Annotated in this window: 17 protein-coding genes and 2 tRNA genes; 7 read left to right on the top strand and 12 right to left on the bottom strand. The window is 60.4% G+C overall.

The window, feature by feature from the left end; translation table 11 throughout:
* The 3 genes from ACTJK7_RS20520 to ACTJK7_RS20510 form a co-directional block, all read right to left on the bottom strand.
* On the bottom strand, positions 1 to 788 hold a 788-nt coding region (locus ACTJK7_RS20520), incomplete at its 3' end, for an S-type pyocin domain-containing protein (protein ID WP_440780749.1).
* A gap of 224 nt (positions 789 to 1,012) precedes the next feature.
* A tRNA-Met gene (locus ACTJK7_RS20515) sits at positions 1,013 to 1,089 on the bottom strand.
* A gap of 115 nt (positions 1,090 to 1,204) precedes the next feature.
* Positions 1,205 to 3,262, bottom strand: coding sequence for a methyl-accepting chemotaxis protein (locus ACTJK7_RS20510; protein ID WP_440780750.1), 2,058 nt, complete (start codon positions 3,260 to 3,262; stop codon positions 1,205 to 1,207).
* A 333-nt stretch (positions 3,263 to 3,595) separates the two neighbouring features.
* On the opposite strand from ACTJK7_RS20510, the gene ACTJK7_RS20505 reads away from it, so the two are divergent.
* Positions 3,596 to 4,813, top strand: a complete 1,218-nt coding sequence (locus ACTJK7_RS20505; RefSeq protein ID WP_085668193.1) for an MFS transporter — start codon at positions 3,596 to 3,598, stop codon at positions 4,811 to 4,813.
* A gap of 63 nt (positions 4,814 to 4,876) precedes the next feature.
* Here ACTJK7_RS20505 and ychF read toward each other — a convergent pair whose 3' ends face one another.
* The 8 genes from ychF to ACTJK7_RS20465 form a co-directional block, all read right to left on the bottom strand.
* Positions 4,877 to 5,977, bottom strand: coding sequence for a redox-regulated ATPase YchF (gene ychF / locus ACTJK7_RS20500; RefSeq protein WP_064384013.1), 1,101 nt, complete (start codon positions 5,975 to 5,977; stop codon positions 4,877 to 4,879).
* A gap of 22 nt (positions 5,978 to 5,999) precedes the next feature.
* Complete coding sequence (pth, locus tag ACTJK7_RS20495) at positions 6,000 to 6,584, bottom strand: aminoacyl-tRNA hydrolase (RefSeq protein WP_007951726.1); 585 nt, start codon at positions 6,582 to 6,584, stop codon at positions 6,000 to 6,002.
* 171 nt (positions 6,585 to 6,755) lie between these two features.
* A complete protein-coding gene (locus ACTJK7_RS20490) occupies positions 6,756 to 7,358 on the bottom strand; it encodes a 50S ribosomal protein L25/general stress protein Ctc (RefSeq protein ID WP_011335926.1) in 603 nt (200 codons plus the stop codon).
* Between the two features lie 141 nt (positions 7,359 to 7,499).
* A complete protein-coding gene (locus tag ACTJK7_RS20485; protein ID WP_003171603.1) occupies positions 7,500 to 8,441 on the bottom strand; it encodes a ribose-phosphate pyrophosphokinase in 942 nt (313 codons plus the stop codon).
* Between the two features lie 47 nt (positions 8,442 to 8,488).
* A tRNA-Gln gene (locus tag ACTJK7_RS20480) sits at positions 8,489 to 8,563 on the bottom strand.
* Between the two features lie 37 nt (positions 8,564 to 8,600).
* A complete protein-coding gene (ispE, locus tag ACTJK7_RS20475) occupies positions 8,601 to 9,452 on the bottom strand; it encodes a 4-(cytidine 5'-diphospho)-2-C-methyl-D-erythritol kinase (protein ID WP_108563243.1) in 852 nt (283 codons plus the stop codon).
* 3 nt (positions 9,453 to 9,455) lie between these two features.
* A complete protein-coding gene (gene lolB, locus ACTJK7_RS20470; RefSeq protein WP_108563242.1) occupies positions 9,456 to 10,073 on the bottom strand; it encodes a lipoprotein insertase outer membrane protein LolB in 618 nt (205 codons plus the stop codon).
* Between the two features lie 3 nt (positions 10,074 to 10,076).
* Entirely contained in the window at positions 10,077 to 11,801 is a 1,725-nt protein-coding gene (locus tag ACTJK7_RS20465) for a tetratricopeptide repeat protein (RefSeq protein WP_064384010.1), read from the bottom strand.
* A 182-nt stretch (positions 11,802 to 11,983) separates the two neighbouring features.
* Here ACTJK7_RS20465 and hemA point away from each other — a divergent pair, with 182 nt between their 5' ends.
* The 6 genes from hemA to ACTJK7_RS20435 all read left to right on the top strand — a co-directional run bounded on the left by hemA (position 11,984) and on the right by ACTJK7_RS20435 (position 17,344).
* The gene (hemA, locus tag ACTJK7_RS20460) at positions 11,984 to 13,270 is read left to right on the top strand and encodes a glutamyl-tRNA reductase (protein ID WP_007951716.1); all 1,287 of its coding nucleotides are present in this window, start codon (positions 11,984 to 11,986) and stop codon (positions 13,268 to 13,270) included.
* Positions 13,267 to 14,349 carry a peptide chain release factor 1 gene (gene prfA, locus ACTJK7_RS20455; RefSeq protein WP_108563241.1) on the top strand — a complete coding sequence of 361 codons (1,083 nt, stop codon included), beginning with the start codon at positions 13,267 to 13,269 and terminating at the stop codon, positions 14,347 to 14,349. The genes hemA and prfA overlap by 4 nt, the downstream gene beginning before the upstream one ends.
* The gene (gene prmC, locus ACTJK7_RS20450) at positions 14,350 to 15,180 is read left to right on the top strand and encodes a peptide chain release factor N(5)-glutamine methyltransferase (protein ID WP_108563240.1); all 831 of its coding nucleotides are present in this window, start codon (positions 14,350 to 14,352) and stop codon (positions 15,178 to 15,180) included. It begins immediately after the preceding gene.
* Complete coding sequence (locus tag ACTJK7_RS20445) at positions 15,174 to 15,929, top strand: molybdopterin-synthase adenylyltransferase MoeB (RefSeq protein WP_108563239.1); 756 nt, start codon at positions 15,174 to 15,176, stop codon at positions 15,927 to 15,929. Before prmC ends, ACTJK7_RS20445 begins: the two co-directional genes overlap by 7 nt.
* A complete protein-coding gene (gene murI, locus ACTJK7_RS20440; protein WP_108563238.1) occupies positions 15,922 to 16,713 on the top strand; it encodes a glutamate racemase in 792 nt (263 codons plus the stop codon). Before ACTJK7_RS20445 ends, murI begins: the two co-directional genes overlap by 8 nt.
* Positions 16,714 to 16,825: 112 nt before the next feature.
* A complete protein-coding gene (locus ACTJK7_RS20435; protein WP_039766327.1) occupies positions 16,826 to 17,344 on the top strand; it encodes an acyloxyacyl hydrolase in 519 nt (172 codons plus the stop codon).
* Between the two features lie 57 nt (positions 17,345 to 17,401).
* On the opposite strand, the gene ACTJK7_RS20430 is transcribed toward ACTJK7_RS20435, so the two are convergent.
* Entirely contained in the window at positions 17,402 to 17,707 is a 306-nt protein-coding gene (locus tag ACTJK7_RS20430; protein WP_108563237.1) for a YkgJ family cysteine cluster protein, read from the bottom strand.
* Between the last annotated feature and the right edge of the window lie 49 nt (positions 17,708 to 17,756).

Below are 17,756 nucleotides of genomic sequence, written 5' to 3'. Positions count from 1 at the left end.
TCGGCGGTGATGTCTTCGCCGGGCAGGATTTCAATCTGGCTGTCGGTGTTCGCGGCGATCGGGTGGACGAGAATCGTGCTGAGTGGTTCGCCGTGTTCCGGATACACCAGCGGCGGCATCGATCCCAGCGGCCCGCGTTGCGGCGTCCACAAAATCGTGATGCCGTTGAGCTTCGCCTCCATGGCGGTCTTGTCGCTGTTCCACTCGACTTTTACGGTACGCACCGAGTCGTCGCCCGAGACGCCGGTGTGGATGCCGTAGACCTGCATGACGCCTTCGGCATCACGCCGAAACTGGAACCGCACGCGAGTGGTGGCGCGGCTCATGCTGCGTAGCTGTTCATCAGTGTGAAGCGTGCCGTCGCCCATTCGGGTCGGGAGCATCCCGAGGATAAACACGCTGGCCGGGCCTCCCGCACCGCGGATTGCCCAATTAAGGCGCTGCTGCAGAATTCCACCACCGGCCATGCGCCCCAACGCCAGATCGGCGCCGATGGCCTTCGCTACGGCGTGACTGGCAGCGGGAATGCGCAGAGCGCCTGCCACCATGACTTTGCCGAAGTGAGAGGCGGGCTCAGGTGTAGTGCCGGCATCCGTCCGGCACCAGTTGCCCGGCGTGCAGGACTTGGCAAAAACCAGATCGTCGCGAGGCTTTGGCGATGGCCATTCGTCTGTCCGGATATAAACGGGTTCTGGTGGCGGGGGTGGAATCCATCCGGTCCATGTCGCGTTTTCGCTCGGGCGTTTTCGACGCCACTCATCGTCGAAAAGGAATTTGTTCAGGTCCATGACCACTCCCTGTCTGTCCTGGAATCGAGACAGGGGAGCGTGTCGGTCAATCGGGATGGCGATCAAATCGACTGGCGCAGATGCAGGTGCCTGGACGAACGAAAAATCCTCTTCGTACGCCTTTCGCACCGGGTTCCTACAGAATCAGACCGATCCAGCGGGGAGGGCACTTTTCTCGAGGCATAAAAAAACGGCCTACCTTTCGGTAAGCCGTTTTTAGTACTTGGTGGCTACACAGGGACTTGAACCCCGGACCCCAGCATTATGAATGCTATGCTCTAACCAACTGAGCTATGTAGCCAAGTGGCGCGCATTATTCCCCTGAAATGAAAAAGCGTCAAGCGTAAATTCAAAATATTTCTTCTTATTTTCAACCGCTTATCCTCCCGCGCCGAAAAAAGGCGCGGGAAGGGCTTTCAACGCAGCTGAAATCTTCCGGTGTTGGCACTCAAGGCATGGCTGCCCTGGCTCAAGGTGTCCGCCGCAAGGTTCACCGCCCGCGCGCCTTCGAGCAGGCGAACCGCCGCCTGATCCACCTGCTGGATATTGCCGCTGACCTCATCGGCGGTGCTCGCCTGTTCCTCGACCGCCGTGGCGATCTGGGCGAGGGTGTCGGTGACGCTCTGCACGGCGCTGGCGATTTCCCCCAGGCGTTCGCCAAGTCCCGTGACCGCCGCGGCATCCGATTGCGCCTGGCCGCACGCAGCCTCCATCAGGCTCACGGCTTCGTTGACCGTATTGCGCAGGCTGTCGACCGTACCGGCGATCTGCGCCGTGGACGATTGCGTACGTTGCGACAGGCTGCGCACCTCATCGGCCACCACGGCAAAGCCACGACCTTGTTCACCCGCGCGAGCGGCCTCGATAGCGGCGTTGAGGGCGAGCAGGTTGGTCTGCTCGGCGACGCCACGGATGGTGTCGACCACCAGTTGAATCTGCTGCCCTTGCTCGCTGACCCGGCCGAGCGCTGCGGCAGTTTCGTTCAGGCGCTGATTGAGCTGTTGAATGCTCGCCGTGGTGCGCTGACTGTCACGGCTGCTGTCGGCAGCGATGCGCCGGGTGTGCTGGGCGCTGCCGGAAGCCTGTTCGCAACTCTGCGCCACGCCTTGGGAGGTCGCCGCCAATTGCGTGGCTGCGGCGGCGATCTGGCTGATCTGCAATTGCTGCGCTTCGACTTCGCTGAGAGCGCCGCTGGAGTGATCGTTGAGGCTGCGCACCGCGTTGCTCAGTTGCGACGTCTCGTGGTCGACTCCCAGCAGGCTGGTGCGCAATTGCACCACGGCCACGTTGAGCGCGGTGCTGATCGACGCCAGTTCATCACGGCCCACGACTGGCACTTGCAGGCTCAGATTGCCGTCACGCAGGGCCTCGGCCAGCAGCGTGATGCCACTGGCGCTGCGGCGGATCGAGGCTTGCAGGCAGACGAACAGGTACAGCGCCGCCAGCAACAGAAAACCGAAGACCGCCGCGACAATGATGAACTGACGAATCGCCGACCCATGGTAGTCATCCAGCCTCTGATCCAGCGACACCAGCGATTGCTGGCGCAACGTGGCGAGGTTGCCGAGCAGGGCGTCGAGGATGCGCTCGAACTCTTCCGGCTTGAGGTTGATGCTGCCGCCGAACACGCCGTCATCCAGCACTTTGAGACCGGCATCCAGTTGCTTGAGGCTGTCGTGATATTGCCCGGCCCAGCCTTGCAGAGCGCTCGGTAGACGCGCTTCGAGCAGGCCGGCAGTTTTTACAAGCTGCTCGCGGGCATCGCCGATGCGGCTGCGCAGGTCACGCAGTTGCAGACGGCTTTGCAGGGTGAACTGGCCGGAAACTACAGAAGCCTGGCCGACGGCTGCCAGTCGGCCGACCCGCTCGATCAGGTCCGGTGCGTGCTGGGTGGAAATCTGTGTCAGCAGATACGTTTCCAGCCACGGCGCGAGGATCAGGCGATTGTCCATCGCGATTTGTTCGCGCAACGCTTGCAGGGCGCTGAGCGCATTGGTGAAGCGGTCGTAACCATCCGGCCACCAGCCGACACCGGAAAGGCTTTTCGAGTCCAGACCATTGAGCGCGGCTTGCAGAGCCTGATAGCGGGTCAGGGTTTCGCTTTCCGCGCCTTCGGCTTGCAAGGCATTGCCCAGCTCCAGCGTGGCCTGGGCCACGGCAGGTTGCACGCCATCGAATGCGGCCACGGCGGCCAGGGTGGCGGGCGTCGGCTGGCGGTTGGTTTCCGTGGCGCGCCAGCGGGCGGCGCGGTCGCGTTGGGCGGCGAGCAGGTTGTCGAGTGCATCAAGGGCGAGCAACTGCCGCACACCGGCACGTTCGCCGGCGATCAAGTTGAGTTTGTCGCGATAGTCCTGGCCGATCATTAACAGGCTGCCGGCCAATGGCAGGATAAACAGCAGAAACAACAACTGGAATTTACGCGCGAAGCCAAACCGCCCCAGCAACCTGATCCCCGGTGATAAAAAAGCCTGCATGCCCCATGACTCCTCTGGACACCACGCACCATCGGCGTGCATCGCGGTCACTGCGACCGGGATTGGTGCCCTGCTAAAAGGCCTCGAAAGTTCACCCTTGCCCGCTCTGTAGGCCGGCTCTGTAGCGAAACTTCCCATTCTCGATGCCCTTTGTAAGGGCGCCGCGTTCAAGCCGATAAGCAAGGCAAGATTCAGACCATGGCGTTGCGCTATCACTTGCGGCGCGGCGACTGAATAGTTCGTTAGCTGGCTAAGGGGATGGCGCTGACGCACCGAAAAATGGCACATTGACGCACCTGCCCGCGTGCACCCATCTGCAGTCCGGAAACTCCCATGGCTATCAGCAACGTTCAGACCGCCGCTGCCTCGGCGTCCGCTCCTCCCCAGAGCAGTCCACTGGTGATGCGCATCATCGGCGCGGTGGCGCTGGCGCATTTGATCAATGACCTGATCCAGTCGGTGCTGCCGTCGATCTATCCGATGCTCAAGGCCAACTATGGTTTGAGTTTTACCCAGGTCGGCCTGATTACCCTGACATTCCAATTGACCGCTTCGCTGCTGCAGCCGTGGGTCGGTTATCACACCGACCGGCATCCGAAACCGTGGCTGTTGCCCGCCGGTTCCGTGTGTACGCTGATCGGTATTGTGATGATGTCGATGGTCGGCAGTTTTCCGCTTATCTTGCTGGCGGCGGCGCTGATCGGTATCGGCTCTTCGACCTTCCACCCCGAAGCTTCCCGAATAGCACGGTTGGCCTCGGGCGGGCGTTTCGGTCTGGCGCAATCGACCTTTCAGGTGGGCGGTAACGCCGGTTCGGCCTTCGGCCCGTTGCTCGCCGCGGCGATCATCATTCCTTTCGGGCAGGGCAACGTGGCGTGGTTCGGGCTGTTCGCGGTGTTTGCGCTGTTCGTGCTCTATCGCATCAGTCGCTGGTACGCCCATCACCTGAACCTGTTCAAGCTCAAGGCCGGCCAGGCCGCCACTCATGGACTGTCGAAGGGCAGGGTGGTCAGTGCGCTGGTGGTGCTGGGTCTGCTGGTGTTCTCCAAGTATTTCTACATGGCCAGCCTGACCAGTTACTTCACCTTCTACCTGATCGAGAAGTTCGACCTGTCGGTGGCCAGTTCGCAGTTGCACCTGTTTCTGTTTCTTGGCGCGGTGGCGGCGGGCACATTCTTTGGCGGGCCGATTGGCGACAAGATCGGGCGCAAGGCGGTGATCTGGTTCTCGATCCTTGGCGTGGCGCCGTTCACGCTGCTGATGCCACATGTCGACCTGTTCTGGACCAGCGTCCTGAGCGTGGTGATCGGTTTCATCCTCGCTTCAGCGTTCTCGGCGATCGTGGTGTACGCGCAGGAGCTGGTGCCGGGCAACGTCGGAATGATTGCCGGGGTGTTCTTCGGTCTGATGTTCGGCTTCGGCGGGATTGGTGCTGCGTTGCTTGGCCATCTGGCGGACATTCACGGCATCGAATACGTGTATTTCCTGTGCTCGTTCCTGCCGCTGTTCGGTGTGTTGGCGATCTTCCTGCCGAGAACCAAAAAGGCCTGACAGGCTGAATTTCAGACATAAAAAAGCCGCGTATCGAACGCGGCTTTTTCTTGGGTTCAGCTTTTACACGTTGAAGCGGAAGTGCATTACGTCGCCGTCCTTGACGATGTAGTCCTTGCCTTCCAGGCGCCATTTACCGGCTTCCTTGGTACCGGCTTCGCCCTTGTACTGGATGAAGTCGTTGTAGGCGATCACTTCGGCGCGGATGAAGCCTTTCTCGAAGTCGGTGTGGATCACGCCAGCGGCTTGCGGTGCGGTGGCACCGACGCGGACGGTCCAGGCGCGGACTTCTTCTACACCGGCGGTGAAGTAGGTCTGCAGGTGCAGCATCTCGTAGCCGGCGCGGATTACGCGGTTCAGGCCAGGCTCTTCCAGGCCCAGGGCTTCGAGGAACATGTCTTTCTCTTCGCCGTCATCCAGCTCGGCGATTTCCGCTTCGATCTTGTTGCAGACCGGAACGACCATGGCGCCTTCTTCTTCGGCGATGGCCTTGACCACGTCCAGATGCGGGTTGTTCTCGAAACCGTCTTCAGCGACGTTGGCGATGTACATGACCGGCTTGGTGGTCAGCAGGTGGAAGCCCTTGATGATCGCTTTTTCGTCGGCGCTCATGTTCTTCATCAGGCTGCGCGCAGGCTTGCCTTCGGTGAAGTGCGGGATCAACTGCTCAAGCAGGGCCTTTTGGGCCACCGCGTCCTTGTCACCGCCCTTGGCGTTGCGCGAAACCTTCTGCAGTTGCTTCTCGCAGCTGTCGAGGTCGGCGAAGATCAGTTCCAGGTCGATGATTTCGATGTCGCGCTTCGGGTCGACGCTGTTGGAAACGTGGATCACGTTTTCGTCTTCGAAGCAGCGCACGACGTGGGCGATCGCGTCGGTTTCGCGGATGTTGGCCAGGAACTTGTTGCCCAGGCCTTCACCTTTCGAGGCGCCGGCCACCAGGCCCGCGATGTCGACGAATTCCATGGTGGTCGGCAGGATGCGCTTCGGATTGACGATGGCCGCCAGAGCGTCCAGACGCGGATCCGGCATCGGCACGATGCCGCTGTTCGGCTCGATGGTGCAGAAGGGGAAGTTCTCGGCCGCGATCCCGGATTTGGTCAGGGCGTTGAACAGGGTGGACTTGCCGACGTTAGGCAGGCCGACGATGCCGCAATTGAATCCCATGGTGTTTCCCCTCGGATTAGAGTCAGGCCTTCTGGCTGTGCAGGTTTTTCATCGCGCGGTTCCATTCACCGGCGAGGATATCCGGCAGCACGCCGAGGGCAAAGTCGATGCTGGCATCGAGTTTTTCCTGTTCGGCGCGTGGCGCACGACCAAGGACGAAATTTGAAACCATACTGGCGACGCCCGGGTGGCCGATGCCAAGCCGCAGGCGGTGGAACGTATTCTGATTGCCCAATTGCGCAATGATGTCGCGCAACCCGTTGTGACCGCCATGGCCGCCGCCGACTTTGAGTTTGGCGACGCCCGGAGGCAGATCGAGTTCGTCGTGTGCCACCAGTATTTCTTCAGGCTTGATGCGGAAGAAACCGGCGAGTGCCGCCACGGCCTGGCCGCTGCGGTTCATGTAGGTGGTGGGAATCAGCAGACGAACATCCTGACCCTGATGCGAAAAACGCCCGGTCAGGCCGAAATACTTGCGATCGGCCACGAGATTCACGTTCTGTGCGTGGGCGATGCGCTCAACAAAAAGGGCCCCTGCGTTATGCCGGGTCTGCTCGTATTCAGCGCCTGGATTTCCCAGGCCAACGATCAGTTTGATGGCAGTCACGATAGGGGCCCTTCCTTTGAGTGGTGGATAACATCGCCGCGATCCGTGAAGGCGGCGAAAGTGGACGAAAAATGCTCATTTACCATGGATGTAAACTCCGCGTTCCCGCCCGCTTTCTCGCTACGTTCCAGTCCGCGATGTTACCTGCTCACTCAGGCATGGCAGAGTGAATTACTCTGCTGCGCCTTCTTCGGTAGCTTCTGGAGCAACACGTGGAGCGTGGACGTTGGCAACAGCCTTGTCATCGCCGTGTGCCAGAGCAACGAACTCAACGCCTTTAGGAGCTTTGATGTCCGACAGGTGAACGATGGTGCCGATTTCAGCGTTAGCCAGGTCGACTTCGATGAACTCAGGCAGATCTTTCGGCAGGCAGGAAACTTCGATCTCGGCAACAACGTGCGAGATTTCGCCGCCTTTCTTCACTGGAGCAGCTTCGTTGATGAAGTGCACAGGAACGATAGCGGTCAGTTTCTGGCCAGCTACAACGCGTACGAAGTCAGCGTGCATCACGTGGCCTTTGGCCGGGTGACGTTGCAGAGCCTTGATGATCACGTTCTGCTTGGTGCCACCAACGTTCAGTTCGATAACGTGGCTGTAGGCCGCTTCGTTTTCGAGCAGTTTGGCAACTTCTTTGGCCAGCATGCTGATGGATTCAGGGGCTTTGTCGCCACCGTAAACAACAGCTGGAACCAGGGCAGCGAGACGACGCAGGCGGCGGCTCGCACCTTTCCCCAGGTCGGAACGCAGTTCAGCATTCAAAGTAAAATCGTTCATTTTGTATCTCCAAAATAGCCATGACCGAGTGGCGTTTGCGACCAGCGCCGAACACGGTATGGGCAAAAAAGCCCCGCCCCGGCAGGAATGCCGGGGCGGGGCGCTTTTCGTCAACGAGACATTTCGCGAAGGGCAGGGCCCTTAACGGAACATCGCGCTGATCGATTCTTCATTGCTGATGCGGCGAACCGCTTCGGCAACAACCGGTGCGATATCCAGTTGACGGATACGTGCACAGGCTTGTGCTGCAGCGGACAGCGGGATGGTGTTAGTGACCACCAGCTCGTCCAGCACGGAATTTTCGATATTCTCGATGGCCCGACCCGACAGCACAGGGTGTGTGCAGTAGGCAAAGACCTTGGCTGCGCCATGCTCTTTCAGGGCCTTGGCCGCGTGGCACAGAGTGCCGGCGGTATCGACCATGTCATCGACCAGAATGCAGGTACGCCCTTCGACATCACCGATGATATGCATCACTTCAGAGTGATTGGCTTTCTCACGGCGTTTGTCGATGATCCCGAGATCCACGCCCAGGGATTTGGCAACGGCACGTGCACGCACGACGCCACCAATGTCCGGGGACACGATCATCAGGTTCTCGAAGCGCTGATCTTCGATGTCATCCACCAGAACCGGGGAGCCGTAGATGTTATCTACCGGAATATCGAAGAAACCCTGAATCTGGTCAGCATGCAGATCAACCGTGAGAACACGGTCGATGCCGACTACGGTAAGCATGTCAGCAACGACTTTTGCGCTGATAGCCACACGTGCGGAACGCGGACGGCGATCCTGACGGGCATAACCAAAATAAGGAATAACAGCAGTGATACGAGTAGCCGAGGAGCGGCGGAAGGCATCAGCCATCACTACCAGTTCCATCAGGTTATCGTTGGTCGGAGCGCAAGTCGGCTGAATAATGAAGACGTCTTTACCACGAACGTTTTCATTGATCTCGGCTGTAATTTCGCCGTCGGAGAATTTACCGACAGAGATGTCACCGAGAGGGATATGCAGCTGACGTACGACACGCCGAGCCAGATCGGGGTTAGCGTTCCCCGTAAAGACCATCATCTTGGACACGCGCAGTACCTGAAGGCTGAGGGTATACCTGGATGAGTATAGGAAAATGGCAGGGGCGGCTGGATTCGAACCAACGCATGGCAGGATCAAAACCTGCTGCCTTACCGCTTGGCGACGCCCCTGTATCTGTTGCTTTCAAGTGCCGGGCACTTGATTCCTTTAGAGCAGACTTTGCAGCTTGCGATGCAACATCGAAACGTTGCTTCCTTTTGCTACAAACCCTGTAAGGGTCTCTGTCAGAAGGGCCGAGACTTTATCAGCTTCAGCTTTGCTTGGGAAGCCCCCAAACACACAACTTCCAGTTCCGGTAAGTTTTGCTTCGGTAAAATTACCTAACAAATTCAATGCGTTACGTACTTCTGGATAACGCCTCGAAACCACCGGCAAGCAGTCATTTCGACTGTTTCCCTCGGGAACGGGGCGCACTTTAATGGGCGGCGTGTTACGTGTCAACAAAGGATCTGAAAAAATTTCTGCCGTACTTACAGAGACTTGCGGAACGAGCACGACATACCAAGGTTCGGCGGGCTCGACCGGGGTGAGTTTCTCACCGACACCTTCGGCAAAAGCCGCATGGCCACGCACGAACACCGGCACGTCGGCGCCCAGCGTCAGGCCCAGTGCGGCCAGGCGATCCTCATCCCAATCCAGTTGCCATAAATGATTGAGGCCGAGCAGGGTGGTGGCCGCGTTCGAGCTGCCGCCACCAATGCCGCCGCCCATCGGCAGGACCTTGTCGATCCAGATGTCGATGCCAAGCGGGCAAGCGGATTGTTCCTGGAGTTTTTTGGCCGCGCGCACGATCAGGTTGCTGTCGTGGGGCACACCGTCGAATTCGGTGTGCAGGCAAATCACGCCATCGTCACGGACGGCAAAGGTGATTTCGTCGCCGTAGTCGAGGAACTGAAAAAGCGTCTGCAACTCGTGATAACCGTCTTCACGACGACCGAGAATGTGCAGCATCAGGTTGAGTTTGGCCGGCGATGGCAGCGTGAGGCGTGGAACGGTCATGCTTTATTGCCCCAGTTTGCGCGGTTGCCAGGTCTTGATCACCAGCGTCACGTCCAGATCGCTGCCGTGCAGCTTGATCCGCTCGGGCAGCCAGTAACCGCTCTGTTCGGCATAGCTGAGGTATTCGACCTGCCAGCCATCCTGATCCAGATTGGCCAGGCGACTGTTGCCGTCCAGGGTCAGACGGCTTTTGCTGTCCGGTGCCGGGAGGCCGCGAACCCACCAGGCCAGATGCGAGACCGGCAGTTTCCAGCCCAGTTGCTCTTCGACCAGTGCTTCCGGAGTCGGCGCTTCATAACGGCCCTGATTCGCCACTTCCAGCGACACGGCACCCGGGCGGCCGGTGAGTCGCGCCGCGCCACGCCCCAGCGGGCCGGACAGGCGGATGTCGTAGTAATCCTGACGTTGCAGCCAGAACAGCGTGCCGCTGCCCGAATCTTTCGGGGCGCGGATACCAATCTTGCCATCGATCTGCCAGCCGTCGAGGCCGGTCAGTTGCTGTTTGTTCGCGGCCCATTGTGCAGGGCTGCCTTGGCCCTCGACCGATTCACGGGCGCCGAAGCCCGCGCAGCCGGCGAGCAGGGCGATGAAGCTGAAAACGATGACGTGGCGCAAAAACATGAGTTAAAGAGTCTCGGATCCGGTCAGGCGCTTGATGGTGCTGCGCAGGATGGTGCTGTCAGGCTGGTCTTTGAGGAACTTGCCCCAGATTTGTTTCGCTTCGCGCTGTTTACCCTTGGCCCACAGCACTTCGCCCAGGTGTGCGGCGACTTCGTGGTCGGGGAAGCGCTCAAGGGCCTGACGCAGGTATTTCTCGGCGTCTTCCAGATTGCCCATGCGGAAGTTCACCCAGCCGAGGCTGTCGAGAACCGCCGGGTCTTCCGGGTTGATCTGGTGGGCCTGTTCGATCAGCGCCTTGGCTTCAGCGTAGCGGGTGGTGCGGTCGGACAGGGTGTAGCCGAGGGCGTTGAGGGCCATGGCGTTGTCCGGATCGCGCTTGATGATCAGGCGCAGGTCTTTTTCCATCTGCGCCAGGTCATTGCGCTTTTCCGCCTGCATGGCGCGGGTGTAAAGCAGATTCAGATCGTCCGGATACTGCTGCAACGCTTGTTGCAGGACTTTCCAGGCCTTGTCGCCCTGATTGTTGGCGGACAGGGTTTCGGCTTCGATCAGGTACAACTGGATCGCGTAGTCCGGCTGCTCGTCACGCTCGGCGGCGAGTTTGCTCTGGGCTTCGGCGGTCTTGCCGTTGTTCATCAGAATATCGGCCTGACGCAGTTGCGCCGGCAGATAGTCGTTGCCGGGGCCGACCTGGGCGTACTCGATAAGCGCGCCTTGCGGGTCGTTGCGTTCTTCGGCGATGCGGCCCAGGTTCAGGTGCGCCGAATCGACATGGCTTTCCCGGGCGATCAGGTCTTCCAGATAGCCCTTGGCCTCGTCCCAGGCCTTGGCTTCCAGGCAGACCAGTGCCAGCGAGTAACGCAGTTCGTCGTCTTCCGGGTATTGCTGAACCAGGGTGGAGAACTCGACCTTGGCGTCGTCCATCCGGTCCTGTTCCACCAGCATCCGCGCGTAGGTCAGGCGCAGGCGCTTGTCGTCCGGATACTTCTTGATGCTCTTTTGCAGCAGCGGCAAGGCTTCGTCGCCGCGATTCAGCCCTTGCAGCAGGCGCGCGCGCAGCAGGATCGGGGCGATCTCGCCGTCTTCCGGCGGATTGTCTTCGAGCAGGGTCAGCGCACCTCGGGTGTCGCCATCCTGCTGCATCAGCAGGGCCTTGCCGAAAATCAGCTGATTGTTGTTCGGGTGACGCTGCAACAGGCGGTCGAAACTTTTCATCAGGCCGTTGCGGGTTTCCTGATCGGTGTCGGCAGCCGACAGCGCGAGGAAGTCGAAATGGGTGTCGCCCTTGCCCTGAAGGACTTTCTCCATGTAGACCATCGAGTCGTCATAACGCCCGGCGCGCGCCAGTTGCACGGCGGCGGCGCGCTGTGCTTCGAGATCGTCCGGGGCATTTTTCGCCCAGATCAGCGCGGTATCGAGGGCCGGCTGGTCGGCGCCCAGGTACTCGGCGATACGGAAGGCACGCTCGGAAACGCCCGGATCCTGGGTGTTGATGGCCTGGGTCACGTAGTTGTCCAGGGCAATGTCGAAACGATTGCGCTGGCCGGCGAGTTCGGCACTCAGCAGGCTGAACACCGTTTCCTGGCTGAACGAGCTGTAAACCTTGGGCTTTTCAGGGGCCGGCGTGGTGTCTTCGACCGGTGAGGCACCGTCCTGCGAAACGGGGGCCAAGGCCTGGCAGCCGCTGAGGAAGACAAAAGCGAGGAGCAACGCGGAAGATCTATTCATATAGGAAGAGGACGACTAACCTGCGGTCGGATCATCATGACACAAGCCTTCGGCCAAACATAACCGAGTCTCGATTGTGGCCATTATAGGGGCCGGCAATTGGGACAATAGTCAGCGGTAGTTGTTCTGAATCTGACGAAGTAGGACAATTGCCGGCTTCACGTCACCATCAGCGACCTTGAATGGCCTTCCTTGCACTCGGTATCAACCACAAGACTGCTTCAGTAGACGTCCGCGAGCGCGTGGCCTTTACCCCTGAGCAGCTGGTGGAGGCCTTGCAGCAGCTCTGCCGACTCACCGACAGCCGCGAAGCTGCGATCCTCTCCACCTGCAATCGCAGTGAGCTGTATATAGAACAGGATCAGCTGTCGGCCGATATCGTGCTGCGCTGGCTGGCCGACTATCACCATTTAAGCCTCGATGAGCTGCGCGCGAGCGCTTATGTGCATGAAGACGATGCGGCCGTTCGTCACATGATGCGCGTCGCCTCCGGGCTCGACTCGCTGGTGCTGGGCGAGCCGCAGATTCTCGGCCAGATGAAGTCAGCCTACGCCGTGGCCCGCGAGGCCGGCACCATCGGGCCGCTGCTCGGGCGACTGTTCCAGGCAACCTTCAACGCCGCCAAGCAGGTGCGTACCGACACTGCCATCGGCGAAAACCCGGTGTCCGTGGCGTTTGCCGCCGTCAGCCTGGCCAAACAGATTTTCAGCGACCTGCAACGCAGCCAGGCCCTGCTGATCGGCGCTGGCGAGACCATCACCCTGGTCGCCCGCCATCTGCACGAGCTGGGGGTCAAGCGTATCGTGGTCGCCAACCGGACCCTGGAGCGCGCCAGCCTGCTTGCCGAACAGTTCGGTGCCCACGCGGTGTTGCTGTCGGACATCCCGGCCGAACTGGTGCGCAGCGACATCGTCATCAGTTCTACCGCCAGTCAGTTGCCGATCCTCGGCAAGGGCGCGGTGGAAAGCGCGCTGAAGTTGCGCAAGCACAAACCGATCTTCATGGTCGATATCGCCGTTCCCCGTGACATCGAGCCAGAAGTCGGCGAACTCGACGACGTTTACCTCTATAGCGTCGACGATCTGCACGAAGTGGTCGCCGAAAACCTCAAGAGCCGTCAGGGTGCAGCGCAGGCGGCTGAAGAGATGGTTTCGGTCGGCGCCGACGATTTCATGGTGCGCCTGCGCGAGCTGGCGGCGGTCGACGTGCTCAAGGCCTATCGTCAACAGAGCGAACGCCTGCGCGACGAAGAACTGCAAAAGGCCCTGCGCCTGCTGGCCAACGGCGGCAACGCCGAAGACGTGCTCGGGCAACTGGCCCGTGGCCTGACCAACAAACTCCTGCACGCCCCGAGTGTGCAGTTGAAAAAGCTTTCTGCCGAAGGCCGCCTCGATGCGCTGGCCATGGCTCAGGAACTCTTCGCCCTCGAGGGCTCACCGGATAGCTTTTCGGATAAAAAACCGCAATGAAAGCGTCACTGCTCAATAAGCTGGACATCCTCCAGGACCGTTTCGAGGAACTGACCGCGCTGCTCGGCGACGGCGAAGTGATTTCCGATCAAGCAAAATTCCGCGCCTATTCCAAGGAATACGCCGAACTTGAGCCGGTGGTACAAGGCTATAAAAAGCTGCTCGGCGTACAAAGCGATCTTGAAGGCGCGCAGGCGCTGCTCAAGGACAGCGACCCGGACATGCGTGAAATGGCCGTGGAAGAAGTCCGCGAAGCCAAGGAGTTGCTGATCACGCTGGAATCCGACCTGCAACGCATGCTGCTGCCCAAGGATCCCAACGACGGGCGCAACGTGTTTCTCGAAATTCGCGCCGGCACCGGTGGTGACGAGGCGGCGATCTTCTCGGGTGACCTGTTCCGCATGTACTCGCGTTACGCCGAACGGCGTGGCTGGCGGGTGGAAATCCTTTCGGAAAACGAAGGCGAACACGGTGGCTATAAAGAAGTCATCGCCCGCATCGAAGGCGACAACGTTTACGGCAAGCTGAAATTCGAATCCGGCGCGCACCGCGTGCAGCGTGTACCCGCCACCGAATCCCAGGGCCGTATCCACACCTCGGCCTGCACCGTGGCGGTATTGCCCGAGCCGGACGAGCGTGAAGCCATCGAGATCAACCCGGCGGATTTGCGCGTCGACACATACCGCTCCTCCGGGGCCGGTGGTCAGCACGTCAACACCACCGATTCGGCGATCCGCATCACCCACATACCGACCGGCACCGTTGTCGAGTGCCAGGAAGAACGTTCCCAGCACAAGAACCGCGCCCGGGCGATGGCCTGGCTGTCGGCCAAGCTCAACGACCAGCAGACGGCGGCGGCGGCCAACGCCATCGCCAGCGAACGTAAATTGCTGGTGGGTTCCGGTGACCGCTCCGAGCGCATCCGCACCTACAACTTTGCCCAGGGCCGGGTCACCGACCATCGCGTCAACCTGACCCTGTATTCCCTCGACGAAATCCTCGCCGGTGGCGTTGAAGCGGTAATCGAGCCGTTGCTGGCCGAATACCAGGCCGACCAGCTCGCAGCGATAGGTGAGTAAATGACCATCATCGCCAGCCTGTTGCGCGCCGCCGAACTGCCGGATTCGCCTACCGCGCGTCTGGACGCCGAATTGCTTCTGGCTGCCGCGCTGGGCAAATCCCGCAGTTTTCTCCACACCTGGCCAGAACGCATCGTGCCCAGCGAAGCTGCGCTGGTCTTTGCCGAGTACCTGCAACGTCGCCGCAGTGGTGAGCCGGTCGCCTACATTCTGGGCCAGCAGGGTTTCTGGAAGCTGGATCTGGAAGTCGCGCCGCACACGCTGATCCCGCGTCCGGACACCGAACTGCTGGTGGAAGCCGCGCTGGAATTGTTGCCGGCAACCCCGGCCAAAGTGCTTGATCTGGGCACCGGCAGCGGGGCGATTGCTCTGGCCCTGGCCAGCGAGCGCCCGGCGTGGCAGGTCACTGCCGTGGATCGCGTGCTGGAAGCCGTGGCCCTGGCCGAGCGCAATCGGCAGCGCCTGCACCTGAACAACGCCACGGTGCTGAGCAGCCACTGGTTCAGCGCCCTCGAAGGCAAGCGTTTCGAGTTGATCATCAGCAATCCGCCATACATCCGCGCCGCCGATCCGCATCTGGTGGAAGGCGATGTGCGCTTCGAACCGGAAAGCGCCTTGGTTGCCGGCATCGACGGGCTCGACGATCTGCGTCTGATCATCGCCCAGGCGCCGGCCCATCTCGAGGCCGGTGGCTGGCTGATGCTCGAACACGGCTATGATCAAGCCGAAGCCGTGCGCGATCTGCTGCTGACGCAAGGTTTCGAAGAAGTCCACAGCCGCACCGATCTGGGCGGCCATCAACGGATCAGCCTGGGGCGCCTGCCGTGCTGAATGATCAGGAATTGTTGCGCTACAGTCGGCAGATCCTGCTGCAACACATCGACATCGATGGCCAGTTGAAGCTCAAGGACAGCCGGGTATTGATCGTCGGCCTCGGCGGTCTCGGCGCGCCGGTGGCGTTGTACCTGGCGGCGGCGGGTGTCGGTGAATTGCATCTGGCGGATTTCGACACGGTCGACCTGACCAACCTGCAACGCCAGATCATCCACGACACCGACAGCGTCGGCATGACCAAGGTCGACTCGGCGCTCAAGCGCCTGAGCGCGATCAATCCTGAAATCAAACTGGTGCCCCATCGTCAGGCGCTTGACGAGGATTCCCTCGCGGCAGCTGTGGCGGCGGTTGATCTGGTGCTCGACTGCTCAGACAATTTCTCCACCCGCGAAGCGGTTAACGCCGCCTGTGTGGCCGGGCGCAAGCCGTTGGTCAGCGGCGCCGCGATTCGCCTCGAAGGACAGCTTTCGGTATTCGACCCGCGTCGCGCCGAAAGCCCGTGCTACCACTGTCTGTACGGTCACGGCAGCGAAGCCGAACTGACTTGCAGCGAAGCCGGTGTGGTCGGGCCGCTGGTCGGTCTGGTCGGCAGCCTGCAAGCGCTGGAAGCCCTGAAGTTGCTGGCAGGTTTTGGCGAGCCACTGGTGGGGCGTCTGCTGTTGATCGATGCACTGGGCTCGCGATTCCGTGAGCTGCGGGTCAAGCGCGACCCCGGTTGCAGCGTCTGTGGTTCGCAGCATGCGTGAAGCGCCGATTGCCGTCTTCGATTCCGGCGTCGGCGGTCTGTCGGTACTGGCGGAAATCCAGCACCTGCTGCCAAGTGAATCGCTGCTGTACCTCGGTGATTGCGGCCATATTCCTTATGGCGAGAAAACTCCGGAATTCATCCGCCAGCGTTGCAGCGTGATGGCCGGTTTTTTCCGCGAGCAGGGCGCCAAGGCGCTGGTGATCGCCTGCAACACCGCGACCGTGGCCGGTGTCGCCGATCTGCGCCGGGACTTTCCTGACTGGCCGATCGTCGGCATGGAGCCGGCGGTCAAACCGGCCGCAGCCGCCACCCGCAGCGGTGTTGTGGGCGTACTCGCCACCACCGGTACGTTGCAGAGCGCCAAGTTCGCCGCGCTGCTCGATCGTTTCGCCACCGATGTGCGGGTCATCACTCAGCCGTGTCCCGGACTGGTCGAGCGCATTGAAAGCGGCGATCTGCACAGCCCCGAGTTGCGTGCATTGCTCAAGCACTATGTCGATCCGCTTCTGGCCAATGGTTGCGACACGATCATCCTCGGCTGCACCCACTACCCGTTTCTCAAGCCGATGCTCAAGTCGATGATTCCCGAGACCATCAGCCTGATCGATACGGGCGCGGCGGTAGCACGGCAGCTGCAGCGGTTGTTGGCCCAGCGTGATCTGCTTGCCGAAGGTCCGAACCGACCGGTCAGATTCTGGACCAGCGCTGATCCCGCGTCTTTACGCAAGACCCTGGCCCTGCTGGGGCAAGTCGCCGGCGAAGTCGAGAAATTCAACTTGTAAAAAAAATGTGAAATATCTAAAAAGTCAGCTGAACTTCTGACCAAGCGCAGATTTCTATAGCGCAGAGTGACCTAGAAAACCAAACGATCGTTCCGGAAAAGGAAGTTTCAAAGTGAAGCGACTATTCTGCTTGGCCGCGATTGCGGCTGCACTGATGGGGCAAAGTTTTACCGCACAGGCTGCTGGCGTCGAGTTTGCAGTGGGTGCTACCAGTGATTCGACCATGACTTATCGCCTGGGCATGAATTTCGACTGGGACAAGAGTTGGCTGCAAAGTGACGTTGGTCGTCTGACCGGTTACTGGAGCGGCGCCTACACTTATTGGGAAGGCGACAAGACGTCGAGCAACAACAGCCTGTCGTTCTCGCCGGTGTTTGTTTACGAGTTCGCCGGTCAGTCGGTCAAACCGTATGTCGAGGCGGGGATCGGCGTGGCGCTGTTCTCCAACACCGAATACGAAGACAACAAGCTCGGCGGTTCCTTCCAGTTCGAAGACCGTATCGGTTTCGGCCTGCGCTTCAATGGCGGACATGAGGTGGGGATCCGTGCGACGCACTATTCCAACGCCGGTCTGAGCAGCGACAACGACGGTGTGGAAAGCTACGCATTGCATTACACGATGCCGCTGTAAGCACCCGGAAAGTCAGTTCAAGAAAAAAGGAGCGCCAGGCGCTCCTTTTTTTTGTGCTCAGCGGTACGCCGTAGCAATCCCCTGGCGTTCGTCGAGGCATTCCGGGGCGCCCATTTCGAACTCGCGGCAGATCAGCGGGCGCTTCTCGTAGATCGTGCACATCATCGTGTCGCGATCCAGTGCCGCGCACCAGCCATCGTCCAGACGCAGCATCACCTCACCACCCCAATCGTCGGTATCGATAAAACGCTCGGGCACGCCGGTATCGGTGATCAGCATCACTTCGAGCTGACAGCAGCAGGCTGCACAGGTCGAGCACGTGACAACGGATTCGGCGATTTGCCGATGGGGAATGGTTTTCATGGCGCCAGTGTACGGCAGTGGCCGATGACCGTGTGGAAGGCCTGACAGG

The sequence above is a fragment of the Pseudomonas sp. 22085 genome (assembly GCF_052045815.1).
Classification (GTDB): Bacteria; Pseudomonadota; Gammaproteobacteria; order Pseudomonadales; family Pseudomonadaceae; genus Aquipseudomonas; species Aquipseudomonas glycinae.
This window is presented reverse-complemented; position numbering and strand designations above follow the sequence as displayed.